The organism is Pectobacterium aquaticum, assembly GCF_003382565.3.
Taxonomy (GTDB): domain Bacteria; phylum Pseudomonadota; class Gammaproteobacteria; order Enterobacterales; family Enterobacteriaceae; genus Pectobacterium; species Pectobacterium aquaticum.
The window spans coordinates 311578-330711 of the sequence record NZ_CP086253.1 but is presented as its reverse complement, the minus strand read 5'-3'; the positions used below and the strand labels follow the sequence as shown (position 1 = coordinate 330711).

The window sequence follows — 19134 nt, the reverse complement described above, 5'->3', positions numbered from 1 at the left end:
TCTCCTGATGTCGAAAACACGACCGTTAACGCGAAAATTTCTCGGTATAGTAAACGAACAAGGCGACTTAATTCAGATTGTTACCTCACAACAGATCGTTATCTCGCAAAAATGCGTCGCCGCCCATCTGCCTCATCTGGCGCAAAATCCACTGCTGGCGTTGAATAACATAGCCGGAGGGCGCATTCGCACGAAAGCGAATGGGGTTCGGTAGCACTGCCGCGAGCAAAGCGGATTCGCTTTCCGTCAGCCTGCTGGCCGATTTATTGAAATAACGTCTGGCAGCGGCTTCCACGCCAAAGATGCCGGGGCCAAATTCGGCGATATTCAGATACACGGTCAGAATCCGCCGTTTCGTCCAGACCAGTTCAACACCGGTGGTAATACCCGCCTCAAGCCCCTTGCGCACCCAGCTACGCCCATCCCACAGGAACAGGTTCTTCACCATCTGCTGTGACAGCGTAGAGGCACCGCGAATCCGCTGCGTGTTGCGCTCGTTGTGCTTCAATGCCTGACCAATCGCATCAAGATCGAAGCCCCAGTGCTGAGGGAATTTTTGATCTTCCGCCGCCATCACCGCTAGCGCCATTTCAGGGACAATCGCCTCCATAGCCACCCAGTCAGAATGGGCAACGTAGGAAAATTCGCCTTTCAGCCATGCGCTGATCTGCCTGTCGACCATCACCGCAGAGAACGGCACGGGCAGGAAGGAAAACAGCATGATGCCAGCCAACCACGCTCCGATGACAACCAAAACACTCCGAACAATCAGGCGCTTCAGCCACGTGAATAAGCCTCCATGCCCTCGGTTCCCCCTCATTCGGTGAGATCCAAGACGCGAGCAACGAGCTTATCAATGCCTTGTGCCGCTTCGCTGATGGAATTAGCCAGCATATAGGCCGGTGTGGTCACGATTTTATGTTCCGCATCGACCACGATATCATCGACCGGACAAACCACGTGGATACCGCCCATCTCTTCGACGGCTTCAGCGGTATCAATATCGTTACCAATGGTTACGCGAACAGGAATACCCAAAATCGTCGGTAGCAGCGCAGGTGAGATGCAAATAAAACCAATTGGTTTATTTTGCTTATAAATTTCCTGTGTGAGCAATTGCAGCGTTTCATCAATCTGACACGCCGTTCCCTGCGTTGCGAAGTCACTTAAATTTTTCGCCGCGCCAAAACCACCTGGCACAATCAGCGCATCTAAGTCTTGCGCATCTGCTGCAGAAAGCGGCTGGATTTTTCCTCTGGCGATCCGTGCTGATTCTGCTAAAACATTGCGATTCTCACCAGTTATGTCACCCGTCAGGTGATTAACCACCTGTAATTGTGGTTTATCTGGCGCAAAGCAAACGGCTTGCGCGCCCGCGCGATCCAGCGCAAGTAACGTCAACACGGCTTCATGAATCTCGGAACCGTCATAAACACCACAGCCACTAAGGACAATGCCGACTCGTTTCATCATCTTTTCCTTCATTTCATTACATCAACTAATTGATTTTTTAATTGACAAACACTAATCTACATCACACATTTTAATGATTCTTGTAACAAAGATTTCTACATTTGCTATTTTGTTGCTTGACGAAGATTTACAGTAACGAGGTTGTAGTCGCTGTTGTAAGTTGTACTAGTAAGAACGTTGGTAGTAAAAACGTTGGTAGTAAGAACATAGTTAAGACACGAATATCCGCACTTGCGAGTTTACAAACCCTGAGATCTAAATGCAGGTGCATGTTTTCCCTGGTGTTGGCGCATAATTCGCGCACCCCGGCTTCGGCTGGGGTCATTTTTTTCTACCGAATGAAAACGTGCAAATCCCTCGCATCCCCGACCCTTATTCAATCGTAAACACCACTTAATCTCACGCCGTTTTGCATTTTTTTCATGATACCGCGTAAGACGAAAAAAATTGTCTAACCGTTTTGCTCGCCACGTCCCTGTGGCCGCAATAGACCGTATCAGGATTCTTTTTCTGCTTTTGCTACCCAATCACGCAGTACCTGAACGTCATGGCGCCAGTCGTGCTTAAGCTCATCAACCCATTCCTGCACGTTATCCCACCATGCCGGTAGCGATGAAGTCTGAATCTGCTGGGCAACTTGCTGCAAATGTCGTAGCCCGACGGAACCCGCCGCCCCTTTGATTTTGTGCCCTTCTTCCGTAATACCTTTCTCATCGCGCGCCGTCATGTTGGAATCCAGAATCGCCAGATAGCCTGGCATCATCTGTTCAAACATCTCCAGACTCTGGTGAATCAATTTCGGCCCCACCAAATCCAGATACTGTTCCAGCATCGGGATATCCAGCAGATCGTCTTCTGCGTTTGCCATTTCATCCTCCTCCTCAACCACCGGTTCTTCCGTCCACACCGAGTGCGTATCCCAGAATTGTTGAATGACAGCAGTCAGCGCTGGCACCGACAGCGGCTTGCTGAGCACGTCATCCATACCCGCATCCAGATATTCGCGTTTATCTTTCAGTACGTTCGCCGTCAGCGCCACCAGCGGCGGCATGCTACGTTTGCCATAGCGTGAACGCAGCTGACGCGCGACATCCAGCCCGGTCATATCCGGCAGTTGGATATCGAGCAGCACCAGATCGAATTCATCGGGATCGAACATGTCCAGTGCTTCCTGCCCAGTCATCGCGACATCCACACTGTTCCCCAGTTTTTCCAGTACCGAACGCGCGACCACCACGTTCAGTTCGATATCCTCCACCAGCAGGACATGCAGTGCCGGTAGCGGCAAATCATCGTCGTCTTCCAGACCGCTTCCCACTTCATCGACGCTCGGTGCAATCACCGTTAGGGTGAAGCAGGAACCCTGGCCTTGCGTGCTGGAAACCTGGATATCGCCCCCCATGTTCTGTGCCAGACGCTTCGACACCGCCAGACCAATTCCCGTGCCCGTTGCGGGCTTCCCGCCGTGCTGGTCTTTGACCTGATAATACATGGCGAAGATTTTTTCCAGCTCATCCGCCGGAATGCCCATTCCGGAATCTTCCACCTCAAAGCGCAGACGATCGTCCTTTTCATGCCAGACGCGTACCACAATTTCGCCTTTTTTACCGTTCTCACCCTTCGGCGTGAATTTCACCGCGTTACTGAGGAGGTTCCACAGAATCTGCCGCAGGCGCGTTCCGTCAGTCATGACTTTCTGCGGCAGAGGCTGGTGTTGGTCCATAATCAGCTTCAGGCCTTTCGGTTCTGCCAGCAGGCCACCGAGGTTCTCCAGATCCACCAGAAAACCGGTGAAATCGATCGGTTGGTTATCCAGTTGCACCTTGCGGCGCTCCTGTTTGTCCATCTCAATCACGTCGTTAAAGATATTGCCCAGCGTGATCGCGCTGACGTGGATGGTTTTCAGGTATTTTTGCTGTTCAGGGTCGAGTTGCGTATCCAGCAGGATGCGACTTAACCCGACAATGCCATTAAGCGGCGTACGAAGCTCGTGGCTGATTGTTGAGATAAAAGTGGTCTTCTCCCTACTGGCGTTCTCTAACGCGTCCTGGTAACGCTTACGCTCCGTGATATCGCGTCCAAAACCCATCAGCCCGTGACGCTTGCCCATCCGGTCATAAAACGGCACCTTGCGCAGCTCAAAACAGGCTTTACGGCCATCGGGATACACCAGCCATTGTTCATAGGTCAGAGAAACGTTGTGGCGGAACACTTTTTCGTCCGTCTCCATCACTTTCTCGGCAATATCGGGGGCGTAAACATCCTGCGGCGTCAAGCCAATAAGCTGCTTCTGGCTTTTACCCACCAGCAGTTCCATTGCGCGGTTACAGCCGGAGAATTCTTTCTCTTCGTTACGGTAGTAAACTAAATCCGGCGAGGCATCGAGGAACGAACGCAGCAGCGCAGATTGCTGCTCCAGTTCAATCTGCGCCTGTTCACGGTGGGACATCTCTTCTTTGAGTCGGCTCATCACCAGCACGCGCGCCTCTTCCGCTTTGATACGGTCAGCGATTTCCTGATTGAGCTGCGCGATGTTTTCCTGAAGCTGCGCATTCAGCTCCAGATCCCGATGGCGCATTTCTTCCAGCTTCGCCACCAGCTTCGCCAGCCGCTGACGCGACTCTTCAAGCTGTTCCACCACCACGGAGAGAAAATAAACGGCCCAGGGCGTAATCAACAGCCCGAAGAAAATGGAGCGGACGACGTCGATATTTTCGACTTCCCCGCTGAGCAACAGGGTGACGGCCATTTGCACCACCATCGCTAGCAGCACCAATACCGAGGCCAGCAGCAGTGAAAAACGGACAAGCCCCAGTTTTACCATTAAATCAACATAGTACTGCGCCAACAGACGAATTTGCTTCATAGCGATTTCCCTTAGTCACCCACCCGCGCATCATAACGTAAAATGGCGACGTATACGGTGCCGCCACGCAGATTCACGGCATGAAATATCGGCGTCTACCGCCCCTGTCTTCTGACACATCAAGCCCCATCGTAACGGTAAGGCGAACCTAGCGCGGAACCCTGTACACCCTGCGTTTGCAGATAGCGATCCAGCTCCACCATGCCCGTCCAGCGGTTTTCACACCAGAGCGGTGCCAATAGGGTCGGGCGGCGAGCACTGGCAGAAATGCGGTGATAAATCACCTCCGGTGGCGTATGGCGAATCATCTCTCCCGCTATCTCCACGTAGCGATCCAGCGCCAGCTCGGGCAGCCTTCCCGCTCGCCAGGCCTTCGCCATCGTGCTACCTTCCACGATATGGAGAGGATGAAGCTTAATACCTTCCACGCCGGTCTCGATAACCTGCTCCAGCGTCGATAAACAGCGCTGTGCGTCTTCTCCCGGTAAACCCACAATCAGATGGCTGCACACCTTCAGACCGCGATCACGCGCACGGCGGGTGGTTTCCTGATAGCAGGCGAAATCATGGCCGCGATTAATTCGGTGCAGCGTTTTGTCACATGCGCTTTGCAGCCCCAGTTCCAGCCAGACCTCGTAACCCTGTTCATGATAGCGGGACAGCAAATCCAGCACCGCATCGGGCACGCAATCGGGGCGAGTACCCACGCAAATCCCCACCATTTCGGCCTGCTTCAACGCTTCCTGATACATGCTTTCCAGAACCTGAACCTCGGCATAGGTGCTGGTATACGCCTGAAAATAGGCCAGATAACGTTTAGCTCGGTTTACCTTTCCCGCCTGCACTTCCAACTGCTGCGCGATGCTGCGTTGCTGCATCTGCTCATCGGCAAACGAGGCCACATGACAAAACGTGCAGCCGCCCCGCCCCAGCGTGCCATCACGGTTTGGGCAGTTAAACCCGCCGTGCAGCGTCAGCTTGTGGATCTTCTCGCCATAGCGACGTTGAAGATTTCCGCCAAACATATTGATTAATTTTTGCAATTGCATATTCTAACCTGCTCCCTTGAGGGACAGCAGACTACCTTTCTCTCGCCCCCTTCGCGATGACCGCGATCAATCACACACATCCCAATGAAATGAATTTTTATTCGCTTTTAGTGAAAATAAACTCATGTCGGTGCTAATTAATTTTTCTTATCACGCATGCTCGTTTAATGAAAAGATGAAGCAACACTTAAAAATAGTTTCATAAAATCTAAAAGTGACCATATTTGGCATAATATGCTGCAACGTAGAAAGAACATAGCATGGAGAAGGGTTCTCACGCTTTTGTATAGTGATACAGCTCACACTTCAATTAAACTCCATATTCATTTATCGAGATAGTTTTTCTAAAAAAATCATTATCTTTCATAGGTATAATTAAAAACTATCGCTTATCAGCACATTTTACACTGGTATTTGACCTGAACAGGCTTTCTCGCTAATTTGGGGATCCGCTGGAAGCTTTCCTGACGGGCACACGACTCGTCATATTTATGCAGTAAATGAAGACTCCCTCTAAAAACAAGTCATTTACCACTTGTGAGACCGTCACGAGAGGCCGAAGAAGAGAGCGTAATATTAGTCGCTCAACGCCACGGTGCTTTCTCGCAGTAGGTTGTGAGAGTCACACAGAGCCTGGGGAGGTTCACTAACATGTTGTACGATGCATCCCAAGAGAGAGATAACTGTGGTTTCGGATTAATCGCCCATATAGAAGGTGAACCGAGCCATAAAGTAGTGCGTACTGCCATTCACGCACTCGCACGCATGCAGCACCGTGGCGCAATCCTTGCTGACGGCAAGACTGGCGACGGCTGCGGTTTATTACTTCAGAAGCCCGATCGCTTCTTTCGTCTCGTGGCGGAAGAGCACGGCTGGCGTTTAGCCAAAAACTACGCCGTTGGCATGATGTTTCTCAATCAAGACGAAGAGCTGGCTCGCGCCACGCGTCGGATTGTAGAAGAAGAGTTGCAGAATGAAACGCTGTCCGTACTGGGCTGGCGTGAAGTTCCAACCAACCCGGATGTACTGGGGGAAATTGCCCTGTCGTCCATGCCGCGTATTGAGCAAATTTTCGTTAACGCCCCGGCTGGCTGGCGTCAACGTGATATGGAACGTCGCCTGTTCATGGCGCGTCGCCGTATCGAAAAGCGCATTGAAGATAAAGAGTTCTACGTTTGTAGTTTCTCTAATCTGGTCACGATCTACAAAGGTCTGTGCATGCCGGCGGATCTGCCGCGCTTCTACCTCGATCTGGCCGATCTGCGTCTGGAGTCGGCAATTTGCCTGTTCCACCAGCGCTTCTCAACCAACACCGTTCCACGCTGGCCGTTGGCGCAGCCGTTCCGCTATCTGGCGCACAATGGCGAGATCAACACCATCGCGGGTAACCGCCAGTGGGCTCGCGCGCGTGCTTACAAGTTCAAAACGCCGCTGATCCCAGATTTGCAGGATGCCGCGCCATTCGTCAACGAAACCGGCTCTGACTCCAGCTCACTGGATAACATGCTGGAACTGTTCCTGAGCGGCGGGATGGATATCATCCGTGCTATGCGTCTGCTCGTTCCGCCAGCTTGGCAGAACAACCCAGATATGGATCCTGAACTGCGCGCCTTCTTCGACTTTAACTCCATGCACATGGAGCCGTGGGATGGCCCAGCCGGTATCGTGATGTCCGATGGGCGCTATGCCGCCTGTAACCTGGATCGTAACGGCCTGCGCCCTGCGCGCTACGTCATCACCAAAGACAAGCTGATCACCTGTGCTTCTGAAGTCGGTATCTGGGATTACCAGCCGGACGAAGTGGTTGAAAAAGGCCGCGTCGGTCCGGGCGAACTGATGGTGATCGACACCCGCAGCGGCCGCATCCTGCACTCAGCCGAAACCGATGACGATTTGAAAAGCCGCCACCCTTACAAAGAGTGGATGGAGAAAAACGTTAAGCGTCTGGTGCCGTTTGAAGAGCTGCCAGACGATCAGGTCGGCAGCCGTGAATTCAACGATGAGCTGCTGGAGACCTTCCAGAAACAGTACGGTTACAGCAGCGAAGAGCTGGATCAGGTCATCCGCGTGCTGGGCGAGAACGGTCAGGAAGCCACGGGGTCGATGGGCGATGACACGCCGTTCGCCGTGCTGTCCAGCCGTCCACGCATCATTTATGACTACTTCCGTCAGCAGTTCGCGCAGGTAACCAACCCGCCGATCGACCCGCTGCGTGAAGCCCATGTGATGTCGCTGGCGACCAGCATTGGCCGTGAGATGAACGTCTTCTGCGAAGCAGAAGGTCAGGCTCACCGCCTGAGCTTTAAGTCACCGATCCTACTTTACTCCGACTTCACCCAGTTGACCTCACAAGATGAGCTGCACTATCGTGCCGTCACGCTGGATCTGACGTTTGATCCGTCACAGCAAACGCTGCAACAGACGATCGAAAAGCTGTGTGACGAAGCAGAAAGTAAAGTCAGAGACGGTGCCGTTCTGCTGGTGCTGTCCGACCGTGGCATTAGCGAGTCACGCTTGCCCGTCCCTGCGCCGATGGCCGTGGGTGCCGTTCAGCGCCGTCTGGTCGAAAAGAGCTTGCGCTGTGATGCCAACATCATTGTTGAAACCGCCAGTGCACGCGACCCGCACCACTTTGCCGTACTGTTAGGCTTTGGTGCGACGGCTATCTACCCTTACCTTGCCTACGAAACGCTGGCACGGATGGTCGATAACCACACCATCGACAAACCTTATCGTGCCGTGATGCTGAACTACCGTAACGGCATCAATAAAGGCCTGTACAAGATTATGTCCAAAATGGGCATCTCGACGATTGCGTCTTATCGTTGTTCCAAACTGTTTGAAGCCGTGGGTCTGCATAAAGATGTGTCGACGCAATGCTTCCTAGGCGTTGTCAGCCGCATCGGCGGGGCAAACTACAGCGACTTCGAACAGGATCTGTTGAACCTGTCCAAGCGTGCCTGGCTGAAACGTAAAACGCTGGAACAAGGCGGCCTGCTGAAATTTGTTCACGGCGGCGAATACCATGCCTACAACCCAGATGTGGTCACTACGCTGCAAACCGCAGTGAAAACTGGGGAGTACAGCGATTATGAGCAATACGCCAAACTGGTTAACGAGCGCCCAGCAGCAACCTTACGCGACCTGCTGGCACTGAAACCACAAGAGGGCGCGGCTATCGCGATCGACAGCGTTGAACCGGCCTCTGAAATGTTCAAACGCTTCGATACCGCAGCCATGTCCATCGGTGCACTCAGCCCCGAGGCCCATGAATCGCTGGCTGAGGCGATGAACGGACTGGGCGGTTTCTCCAACTCCGGTGAAGGCGGCGAAGATCCCGCACGTTACGGTACCAATAAAGTGTCCCGTATCAAGCAGGTTGCTTCTGGTCGCTTTGGTGTGACACCAGCCTATCTGGTTAACGCCGATGTGATTCAGATTAAAGTGGCGCAGGGCGCGAAGCCGGGCGAAGGGGGTCAGTTACCGGGTGATAAAGTCACGCCGTACATTGCTCGTCTGCGTTATTCCGTCCCTGGCGTGACGCTGATTTCACCACCGCCGCACCACGATATTTACTCTATCGAAGATCTGGCACAGCTGATTTTCGATCTGAAACAAGTCAACCCGAAAGCGATGATTTCGGTAAAACTGGTGTCCGAGCCGGGCGTTGGCACTATCGCGACGGGCGTTGCCAAGGCGTATGCCGACCTGATCACCATCGCCGGTTACGACGGTGGTACTGGCGCTAGCCCGCTGTCCTCCGTGAAATACGCGGGTTGCCCGTGGGAGTTGGGTCTGGTTGAAACGCAACAGGCTTTGGTCTCCAACGGCCTACGCCACAAAATCCGCCTTCAGGTGGACGGTGGCTTGAAAACCGGTCTGGATATAGTCAAAGCGGCGATTCTGGGCGCAGAAAGCTTCGGTTTCGGCACCGGACCGATGGTTGCGCTGGGCTGTAAATACCTGCGTATTTGTCACCTGAATAACTGTGCAACAGGCGTTGCAACGCAGGATGAGAAGCTGCGCCGCGATCATTACCACGGCCTGCCTGAACGTGTAGCTAACTACTTCCACTTCATCGCGCATGAAACTCGCGTGCTGATGGCAGAATTGGGCGTCAGCCGTCTGGTGGACCTGATTGGCCGTACCGACTTGCTGGTCGAGCTGGACGGTTTCACTGCGAAACAGAACAAGCTGGATCTGTCGCCGCTGCTGTACGCCGCACAGCCTCAGCCGGGCAAAGCGCTGTACTGCACGGAAAGCAATCTGTCGTTCGATAAAGGCTTATTGAACAAAGAGCTTCTGGCACAGGCACAGCCGCACCTTGATGCGAAACAGGGCAAAGCGCTCTACTTCGATATCCGCAACACCGATCGCTCCGTCGGCGCGACGCTGTCTGGCGCAATTGCCGAGAAACATGGCGATCAAGGTCTGGCTGGCGATCCAATTAAAGTGCACTTCTCTGGTACCGCAGGGCAGAGCTTTGGCGTCTGGAACGCAGGCGGCCTAGAACTGAAATTAATCGGCGATGCCAACGACTACGTGGGCAAAGGCATGGCAGGCGGCAGCATCTCCGTACGTCCTCCGGTGGGTTCAGCCTTCCGCAGCCACGAGGCCAGCATCATCGGTAACACCTGCCTCTACGGCGCTACCGGCGGTAAGCTGTTTGCCGCAGGCCGTGCTGGTGAGCGTTTCGCCGTACGTAACTCCGGCTGTATCACCGTGGTAGAAGGCATCGGCGATAACGGCTGTGAATACATGACGGGCGGTATCGTCTGCGTGCTGGGTCGCACTGGCGTGAACTTTGGCGCAGGGATGACCGGTGGATTCGCCTACGTGCTGGATGAAGACGGTGAATTCCGCAAACGCGTTAACCCGGAACTGGTGGAAGTGCTGGATGTGGAAGAGCTGGCTATTCATGAAGAGCATCTGCGTGGCCTGATCACCGAGCATGTACAAAATACCGGTTCACACCGCGGAGAAGAGATCCTCGCTAACTGGCCGACCTGGGCACCGAAATTTGCTCTGGTGAAACCGAAGTCAAGTGATGTGAAGGCATTGTTGGGTCACCGTAGTCGTTCCGCAGCCGAGCTGCGGGTTCAGGCGCAGTAAGAGGTCATCATGAGTCAGAATGTTTACCAGTTTATCGACTTACAGCGCGTTGATCCGCCCAAGAAACCGCTGAAGATTCGTAAAATTGAATTTGTTGAGATCTACGAGCCGTTCTCAGAAAGCCAGTCCAAAGCGCAGGCAGACCGCTGCCTGGCATGCGGCAACCCTTACTGTGAGTGGAAATGTCCGGTACATAACTACATCCCGAACTGGCTGAAGCTGGCGAACGAAGGCCGCATTATCGAAGCGGCTGAGTTATCGCACCAGACCAACAGCCTGCCGGAAGTCTGCGGTCGCGTATGTCCGCAGGATCGTCTGTGTGAAGGATCTTGTACGCTGAATGATGAATTCGGCGCGGTCACCATCGGCAACATCGAACGCTATATCAATGATAAAGCGATAGAGATGGGCTGGAAGCCAAGCGTTGCCAACGTCAAACCGACCGGCAAACGCGTCGCCATCATTGGCGCGGGCCCAGCAGGACTAGCGTGTGCCGACGTGCTGGCACGCAGTGGCGTACAAGCTGTCGTCTTCGATCGTCATCCTGAGATCGGTGGCCTGCTGACCTTCGGTATCCCTTCTTTCAAGCTGGAAAAAGAAGTGATGGTGAAACGTCGTGAGATCTTCACTGAGATGGGCATCGAATTCCGTCTGAATACCGAAGTCGGCAAAGACGTGCAGATGAAAGCGCTGCTGGACGAGTACGATGCGGTATTCCTCGGCGTCGGTACCTATCAGTCTATGCGTGGCGGATTGGACAATGAAGATGCTCAGGGCGTCTACGACGCTCTGCCGTTCCTGATTGCCAACACTAAGCAGTTGATGGGCTTTGAAGCCGCCGTTGACGAACCTTACGTCAGCATGCAAGGTAAACGCGTTGTGGTACTGGGCGGTGGTGACACCGCGATGGACTGCGTGCGTACCTCGATTCGTCAAGGCGCAACGCACGTTACCTGTGCCTATCGTCGTGATGAAGAGAACATGCCGGGTTCTAAACGCGAAGTGAAAAATGCGCGTGAAGAAGGCGTCGAGTTCAAATTCAACCTGCAACCGTTAAGCGTCGAGATCAATGGCGCGGGCAAAGTGTGCGGCGTGAAAATGGCGCGTACTGCGCTGGGCGCACCAGATGCAAACGGCCGTCGTCGTCCTGAAATCGTAGAGGGCTCCGAGCACGTTCTGGAAGCCGATGCGGTCATCATGGCGTTCGGTTTCCGTCCGCACAAAATGGCGTGGCTGGCAGAACATGACGTCAAGCTGGACGACCAAGGTCGTATTGTCGCACCAGAAAGTTGCGATAACGCCTTCCAGACCAGCAACCCGAAAATTTTTGCGGGTGGCGATGCAGTTCGCGGTTCCGATCTGGTAGTTACGGCTATCGCTGAAGGTCGTAAGGCCGCTGACGGCATCATGAACTATCTGGAAGTGTAGAAACACATTTCGTCTCTTGAGGGCAGCGCTAGCTGCCCTTTTTTTCGTCGTGATCTGAAATTGCAGTTCCGATAGTAATCAGCTCTATATTTCCCTCTGCGGAATATCACACCAGATTGACTAATAAAAACTTCATCTTTCCACTGGGTTATAAAGAACCTTTCGTAATAAATCCTGCAATATCACGTTAAAGACCTACACTTACCTACTACATTGATTTGTCTTTATTGAGATGGGATTTCATTAAGGAGGAAAGTATGGCAGTCGAAGTGGCTCTTGTAACAGGGGCCGGCCAAGGTATTGGCCGCGCTATTGCTCTCAGACTGGCGGCAGACGGTTTTGCCGTCGCTATCGTGGACTATAACCAAGAAACCGCACACAACGTGGCGCAGGAAATCGAAAAATCCGGCGGACAGGCCATCGCACTACAGGCGGACGTCGCAGATCGTGAGGCGGTTTTTGCTGCTGTCGCCGCAACCAAAGAGCGCTTTGGTGACTTTAACGTCATCGTTAATAACGCTGGCATTGCTCCATCAACCCTGATTGAAGACATCACGCCAGAAATCGTCGATCGCGTTTATAACATTAACGTCAAAGGCGTTATCTGGGGCATTCAGGCTGCGCTAGATGCCTTCAAATCTCTGGGTCACGGCGGCAAAATCATCAATGCCTGTTCTCAGGCTGGGCATGTGGGCAACCCTGAACTCGCCGTCTACAGCTCAAGTAAATTCGCAGTTCGTGGCTTAACGCAAACTGCCGCGCGCGACTTAGCACCGCTGGGCATCACGGTCAATGGTTACTGTCCGGGTATCGTAAAAACGCCAATGTGGGATGAAATCGATCGGAAGATCTCTGAATCCGCAGGAAAACCGCGTGGCTATGCGACGGAAGAATTCGCCAAACGCATCACGCTGGGCCGCCTTTCCGAACCGGAAGATGTCGCTGCCTGCGTGTCCTATCTGGCCAGCCACGATTCCGACTATATGACGGGACAATCGCTATTGATTGATGGCGGAATGGTGTTCAGTTAACCATATATTCAGCGAACAACTGGGATAAGAAAGGGCACTGTTAAAGTGCCCTTAGAAACAAATTACTTCACGACCCGTAGCGACGGTCGGCTACCTTTAGGCGGCTGTGGTGGTTCATCATCCGAACCAGAGCCATCGTCAGGCGCTTCAGAATCAGGTGAGTTATCGACAATCGACATGACCGTCCCTGAAGCGGGTGCACCTTCCTGAAAGTCGTCGTATTCACCTGCGGATTCGTAAGCAGGTTCGGACTCAAACATCGTTCCAGCCCCATTCTCACGTGCATAGATCGCCATGACGGCTGCCATCGGCACATAAACCTGGCGCGGCACACCACCAAAACGGGCATTGAAACGAACGCTGTCATCAGCTAACTCAAGGCCACCAACAGCGCGCGGTGCGATATTCAGCACAATCTGGCCGTCACGGGCGAACTCCATCGGCACCATAACACCAGGCAGAGTCACATCGACCACCAGATGAGGCGTTAATTGGTTATCCAGTAACCAATCATAAAAAGCCCGTAATAAATACGGACGACGCGGAGACAGTTGAGACAACGCCATACGGTTTAACCTCGGGTTTGCAAACGCATTTCACGTTCCACTTCCGTCAGGGAAGCCAGGAACGCATCACGTTCAAAGACGCGAGTCATGTAGCCTTTCAGCTCTTTCGCGCCCGAACCACTCAGTTCAATGCCTAACTGCGGCAGACGCCACAGCAGCGGAGCCAGATAGCAATCTACCAGGCTGAACTCTTCACTCATGAAATAAGGCGCTTCATTGAACACGGGGGCAATGGCCAGCAGTTCTTCACGCAATTGCTTACGCGCGGCATCCGCTTCCTGAGCGCTGCCGTGCGTAATTTTCTTCAGCAAAGAATACCAGTCGCTCTCAATGCGGTGCATCATCAGGCGGCTGTTACCGCGCGCAACCGGATAGACAGGCATTAACGGCGGATGAGGAAAACGTTCATCCAGATACTCCATGATAATACGTGATTCATAGAGCGTCAGTTCACGATCGACCAGCGTTGGCACGGAACCGTAAGGATTGAGGTCAATAAGATCCTGAGGCAGATTATCCATGTCTACCTGCTCAATCTCGACACTCACACCCTTTTCCGCCAATACGATGCGGACCTGATGGCTAAAAATGTCGGATGGACCAGAAAACAGCGTCATTACCGAACGTTTGTTGGCAGCGACAGCCATGAAAACCTCCAAGTTTATTGAGAAAATATGGCGAATAACCGCGCAGTCCGTAACCTGCAAACCGCTATTCGAAATGCTGCTCGCCAATGTGTGTAAACGTCACCGGATAAAACCCAGCTGGTTTAAACCGCTACACGATAGCTTACACACAGGCATAAAATCGGCAGATAGCTTATCAGATTTTGTTCGTTTTGTGGGGATATAAGCGCAACTTCATCGATAACACACTGAAAGTAAAGCGTATATTTCGAGGAAATTTATTTTTAAGCATAAAAAACCCGGTGACCAGCACCGGGTTTTTTGCATTGATTTCGCTGCAAAGCAGCCAGAAATTAACGCTTGGAGAACTGAGGACGACGACGTGCTTTACGCAGACCGACTTTCTTACGTTCAACCTGACGAGCATCACGAGTAACGAAACCAGCTTTACGCAGTTCGCTACGCAGAGACTCATCATACTCCATCAGAGCGCGGGTGATACCGTGACGGATCGCACCAGCCTGACCAGAGATACCACCACCTTTAACAGTGATGTACAGATCAAATTTACCAACCATGTCGACCAGTTCAAGCGGCTGACGAACTACCATGCGGGCAGTTTCGCGACCGAAGTACTGTTCCAGACTACGCTGGTTGATAACGATGTTACCGTTGCCCGGTTTGATGAACACGCGAGCGGCGGAGCTTTTGCGGCGACCAGTGCCGTAGTATTGATTTTCAGCCATTGCCTATAATCCCGATTAAATGTCCAGAACTTGCGGTTGCTGTGCCGCGTGATTGTGCTCGGTGCCCGCGTAAACTTTCAGTTTACGGAACATAGCACGACCCAACGGGCCCTTCGGCAGCATGCCTTTAACCGCGATTTCAATCACACGCTCAGGACGGCGGGCAATCATCTCTTCAAAGGTCGCTTGTTTAATACCACCGATGTGACCGGTGTGATGATAATAAATCTTGTCAGTACGCTTGTTGCCAGTTACAGCAACTTTGTCAGCGTTCAGAACGATGATGTAATCACCCGTATCAACGTGCGGAGTGTATTCCGCTTTATGCTTGCCGCGCAGACGACGAGCCAGTTCAGTAGCGAGACGGCCTAAAGTTTTACCGTTCGCATCAACAACGTACCAGTCACGTTTTACGGTCTCTGGTTTAGCTGTAAAAGTTTTCATTAAAAGCTTACCCAATAATTAGTTACACGTTGGTGAACACCCGAACGCTCGAAAACAGTTGAGGCTCACACGACCATCAAGTCCAGCAAACCTACCCCTTCGAATAGCCATTGCCGGCACTATAAAGTTTTTGGGAAAAAAACTTTGTTGTAACGTGGGGTCGCAAGATTATAGAGAAGTCATTCTCAAAGATCGACCTTTTTTCACACGCAAATGACTAAAAAACCGCAGCCTGCGTTACGCCAAATGGGGTTGACGCAAGTACTCTTCGCTTTGCATTTCCTGCAAACGGGATAAACAACGCTGATATTCAAATTTCAGGTGTTCTCCCTGATAGATTTCAAACATCGATGCCTGCGCAGAAATAATCAATTTGATACGGCGATCGTAGCACTCGTCCACCAGCGCCAGAAAACGGCGGGCGGTGTTCTCTTCCTTCGTTTCCATCACCGTCACATTGTGCAACAGCATTGTGTGGTAGAGGCGCGACAGTGCGATGTAATCATTCTGGCTACGCGCTTCTGTACACAGCGTGTGGAAATCGACCGCCAATACGCCGTCGCTCACGCCAAGTGTCGATAACGGACGATGATTGATCTCCAGCACCGGCCCTGGTGTCTGCCACAGTTTCCCAGTCAGACGGGTAAACATCTGCTGCATCGCCGCATCCGTCTCTTCATTCAGCGGCGAGAGATAAAGGTGTGCCTGCGTCAGCGTGCGCAGACGATAATCGATACCCGCATCGACATTACGCACTTCACAATACTGCTTAATCAGCTCAATCGCAGGCAGAAAACGCGCGCGTTGCAGCCCATTACGGTAGAGATCGTCTGGCGGAATATTCGACGTCGCCACCAGCGTAATGCCGCGAGCAAACAGCGCACGCAACAGTTCAGCCAGCAGCATCGCATCGGTAATATCAGAGACGAAAAACTCATCGAAGCACAGCACATCCGTTTCCGCTTTAAAACCGTCGGCCACTTTCTCCAGCGGATTTTCCTGACCCTGAAACTGATTCAGTTCTTCATGCACGCGCAGCATAAAACGATGAAAATGTAGGCGCATTTTTCGCTCAGCAGGCAAGCTGTGGAAAAACATATCCATCAGCCAGGTTTTACCGCGCCCGACGCCACCCCACATGTACAGCCCTTGAACCGGCGCAGATTCCCGTTTATTACGCCGCCCCAGCCAGCTACGCCATTTCCCCACGCGCTCGGATGCGCCCGCATCGCCATCAGCAGCACGTTCACATAACGCCTGATGTATCGCTTCCAGATGCACAACGGTTTGCCGCTGCACCTCGTCCGGCTGATATTCACCAGCGGAAAGCGCCTGCTGGTAAAGCGCTAAGGGTGTTGTTTGCTGCTGTGTTGTCTGTGGAATAACCATAGCCATCGCAATCCCTGAGAAAAAAGTTAGTCGTATTTTGCTGTGTGTTGTCGTCGATTTAAGCCGTAATCGTCGCAGTTAACAACCTTGATGTCTGCGGTAGGTCAACATTCCTTTCTGTCATCGAGTATCAGGATTCCACTCAGGCAAGGTTAACGGTTATAGTGACTATTATTAAGTGAAAAACCCTACGGGACAACGACGTCAAAATAGGAGCTATTATGACTTGGGAGTATGCGCTGATAGGTTTAGTTGTCGGTATTATTATTGGAGCTGTCGCTATGCGCTTTGGTAACCGTAAGCTGCGGCAACAGCAGGTATTGCAAAATGAGCTGGAGAAAAGCAAAACCGAACTGGAAGATTATCGTCAGGAATTGGTGGGTCACTTCGCCCGCAGTGCAGAGCTGTTGGATAACATGGCGGATGATTATCGTCAGCTTTATCAGCACATGGCGAAAAGCTCCAATAACCTGTTACCTCACGTTCCCGGTCAGGATAATCCGTTTAAATATCGTCTGACCAAATCAGAAGCGGATAACGATCAGGCTCCGGTGAACATGCCGCCGCGCGATTATTCAGACGGTGCCTCAGGCCTGCTGCGGGGCGAACGCCCGATTCGCAAATAATTCATTCAATTACCTTAAGCGTGGGGCTTTCTGTCTCACGCTTTCCCCTCTCTTGTTCTACGCTTAAAACGCTTGTACGTTTAAGATGCGTACCGCAGGCTGTCATCGCCCGATCACGCACTAAAATAGCGATAGTTACAATCTGCTGACGAAACAGCAGTGAACTTTACACATTGATCGCCAGTCTGACTCTTCACCGTGTCTTTAAGTTTATATATCATCGTTTTATTCATCCGCAGGCCGTGAGAGAGTTAATAACAATGAAAAAAACATCATTACTATTTAGTGCACTGGCAATGAGTATAGGTTTGGCCCTGTCCACGCTTCCCGCTGCAAATGCTGCGCTGCCTGCCGTGGTTCAAGGTCAACAGACGCCGAGTCTGGCCCCGATGCTGGAGAAAGTCTTGCCAGCCGTCGTCAGCGTGCACGTTGAAGGTACACAGATACAGCGTCAGCGCGTACCGGAAGAATTCAAATTCTTCTTTGGTCCTAACTTCCCGACGGACAAACAAAATTCTCGTCCGTTCGAAGGGCTGGGCTCTGGCGTCATTATTGATGCTGCAAAAGGTTACGTGCTCACCAACAACCACGTGATCAATAACGCCGACAAGATCCGCGTTCAGCTTAATGATGGACGTGAATATGAGGCGAAATTGATTGGTCGTGATGAGCAAACCGATATCGCCCTGCTACAGCTGAATGACGCCAAGAATCTGGTCTCTGTAAAAATGGCGGATTCCGATCAACTGCGCGTCGGTGATTTCGCCGTTGCCGTGGGTAACCCGTTCGGCCTTGGCCAGACCGCGACCTCCGGTATTATCTCCGCCCTGGGACGTAGCGGCCTGAATCTTGAAGGGTTGGAAAACTTCATCCAGACCGATGCGTCCATCAACCGCGGTAACTCCGGCGGTGCGCTGGTTAACCTCAATGGTGAGCTGATCGGTATCAATACGGCGATTCTGGCGCCGGGCGGCGGAAACATCGGTATCGGTTTCGCTATCCCTAGCAATATGGCCCAGAATCTGGCGCAGCAGTTGGTTGAATTTGGCGAAGTGAAACGTGGGCTGCTGGGTATTAAAGGCAGCGAGATGACGTCTGAGATGGCGAAAGCCTTCAACGTCGACGCACAGCGCGGCGCCTTCGTCAGCGAAGTCTTACCGAAATCGGCCGCAGCCAAAGCCGGTATCAAGGCTGGCGACGTATTGACGACGCTGGATGGTAAACCGATCAGCAGCTTTGCAGAACTACGGGCCAAAGTCGGCACCACCGCACCGGGCAAGACCGTGAAAATCGGTCTGCTGCGTGATGGCAAACCGCAGGAAGTTTCCGTCGTGTTGGATAACAGCTCATCGGCATCAACCAGCGCTGAAACGCTTTCACCGTCATTGCAGGGGGCTTCTCTGACCAATGGCCAATTGAAAGACGGCAGCAAAGGCGTGCAGATTGATAACGTCGCTAAGGACACACCTGCCGCGCAGGTTGGTCTGCAAAAAGGCGATATCATCATCGGTGTAAACCGCGAGCGCATTGAAAACATCACGCAACTGCGCAAACTGCTGGAAGCGAAACCTTCCGTTCTGGCTTTGAATATCGTCCGGGGCGAAGAAACAATTTATCTGCTGCTACGTTAATCACTTGCCGTCTTTTTCGGCAGCTTAACTGGCCAGAACATCGCCGATGTTAAAAAATTTCCGAGAGAAATTTTTAACGTTGCATCAGCAACGGCTCGTAAGGGTGGCGGCCAGGGATGGCACGCCATAAAAAATCGGACACCGAGT

Annotated in this window: 14 protein-coding genes; 5 read left to right on the top strand and 9 right to left on the bottom strand. The window is 52.5% G+C overall.

Annotated features, from left to right (window positions below):
- Window positions 1–85: 85 nt before the first annotated feature.
- The 4 genes from mtgA to mnmL all read right to left on the bottom strand — a co-directional run bounded on the left by mtgA (window position 86) and on the right by mnmL (window position 5388).
- Window positions 86–820: a monofunctional biosynthetic peptidoglycan transglycosylase gene (mtgA, locus tag DMB82_RS01510; protein ID WP_102117102.1), complete on the bottom strand. Its 735-nt coding sequence runs from the start codon at window positions 818–820 to the stop codon at window positions 86–88.
- Window positions 817–1470, bottom strand: a complete 654-nt coding sequence (gene elbB, locus DMB82_RS01505; protein ID WP_116156368.1) for an isoprenoid biosynthesis glyoxalase ElbB — start codon at window positions 1468–1470, stop codon at window positions 817–819. The genes mtgA and elbB overlap by 4 nt, the downstream gene beginning before the upstream one ends.
- Window positions 1471–1969: 499 nt before the next feature.
- The gene (gene arcB, locus DMB82_RS01500; RefSeq protein WP_102117100.1) at window positions 1970–4339 is read right to left on the bottom strand and encodes an aerobic respiration two-component sensor histidine kinase ArcB; all 2370 of its coding nucleotides are present in this window, start codon (window positions 4337–4339) and stop codon (window positions 1970–1972) included.
- 119 nt (window positions 4340–4458) lie between these two features.
- A complete protein-coding gene (mnmL, locus tag DMB82_RS01495) occupies window positions 4459–5388 on the bottom strand; it encodes a tRNA modification radical SAM protein MnmL/YtqA (protein ID WP_102117099.1) in 930 nt (309 codons plus the stop codon).
- Window positions 5389–6039: 651 nt separating this feature from the next.
- Here mnmL and gltB point away from each other — a divergent pair.
- The 3 genes from gltB to DMB82_RS01480 all read left to right on the top strand — a co-directional run bounded on the left by gltB (window position 6040) and on the right by DMB82_RS01480 (window position 12959).
- Complete coding sequence (gene gltB / locus DMB82_RS01490; protein WP_116163552.1) at window positions 6040–10500, top strand: glutamate synthase large subunit; 4461 nt, start codon at window positions 6040–6042, stop codon at window positions 10498–10500.
- Between the two features lie 9 nt (window positions 10501–10509).
- Window positions 10510–11928 carry a glutamate synthase small subunit gene (locus DMB82_RS01485; RefSeq protein ID WP_039507277.1) on the top strand — a complete coding sequence of 473 codons (1419 nt, stop codon included), beginning with the start codon at window positions 10510–10512 and terminating at the stop codon, window positions 11926–11928.
- A 257-nt stretch (window positions 11929–12185) separates the two neighbouring features.
- Window positions 12186–12959: a (S)-acetoin forming diacetyl reductase gene (locus DMB82_RS01480; protein WP_102117097.1), complete on the top strand. Its 774-nt coding sequence runs from the start codon at window positions 12186–12188 to the stop codon at window positions 12957–12959.
- A gap of 62 nt (window positions 12960–13021) precedes the next feature.
- Here the strand turns inward: DMB82_RS01480 and sspB are convergent, their stop codons facing one another.
- The 5 genes from sspB to zapE all read right to left on the bottom strand — a co-directional run bounded on the left by sspB (window position 13022) and on the right by zapE (window position 16730).
- Window positions 13022–13525: a ClpXP protease specificity-enhancing factor gene (gene sspB / locus DMB82_RS01475; RefSeq protein ID WP_102117096.1), complete on the bottom strand. Its 504-nt coding sequence runs from the start codon at window positions 13523–13525 to the stop codon at window positions 13022–13024.
- Window positions 13526–13530: 5 nt separating this feature from the next.
- Window positions 13531–14172, bottom strand: coding sequence for a stringent starvation protein SspA (gene sspA, locus DMB82_RS01470; protein WP_005975503.1), 642 nt, complete (start codon window positions 14170–14172; stop codon window positions 13531–13533).
- Window positions 14173–14504: 332 nt separating this feature from the next.
- Window positions 14505–14897, bottom strand: coding sequence for a 30S ribosomal protein S9 (rpsI, locus tag DMB82_RS01465; RefSeq protein WP_010280182.1), 393 nt, complete (start codon window positions 14895–14897; stop codon window positions 14505–14507).
- A 15-nt stretch (window positions 14898–14912) separates the two neighbouring features.
- Window positions 14913–15341, bottom strand: coding sequence for a 50S ribosomal protein L13 (gene rplM, locus DMB82_RS01460; RefSeq protein ID WP_005975488.1), 429 nt, complete (start codon window positions 15339–15341; stop codon window positions 14913–14915).
- Between the two features lie 237 nt (window positions 15342–15578).
- Entirely contained in the window at window positions 15579–16730 is a 1152-nt protein-coding gene (zapE, locus tag DMB82_RS01455) for a cell division protein ZapE (protein ID WP_102117262.1), read from the bottom strand.
- 221 nt (window positions 16731–16951) lie between these two features.
- On the opposite strand from zapE, the gene zapG reads away from it, so the two are divergent.
- The gene (zapG, locus tag DMB82_RS01450; RefSeq protein WP_102117094.1) at window positions 16952–17356 is read left to right on the top strand and encodes a Z-ring associated protein ZapG; all 405 of its coding nucleotides are present in this window, start codon (window positions 16952–16954) and stop codon (window positions 17354–17356) included.
- A gap of 260 nt (window positions 17357–17616) precedes the next feature.
- Window positions 17617–18987: a serine endoprotease DegQ gene (gene degQ, locus DMB82_RS01445; protein WP_102117093.1), complete on the top strand. Its 1371-nt coding sequence runs from the start codon at window positions 17617–17619 to the stop codon at window positions 18985–18987.
- Window positions 18988–19134: the final 147 nt, after the last annotated feature.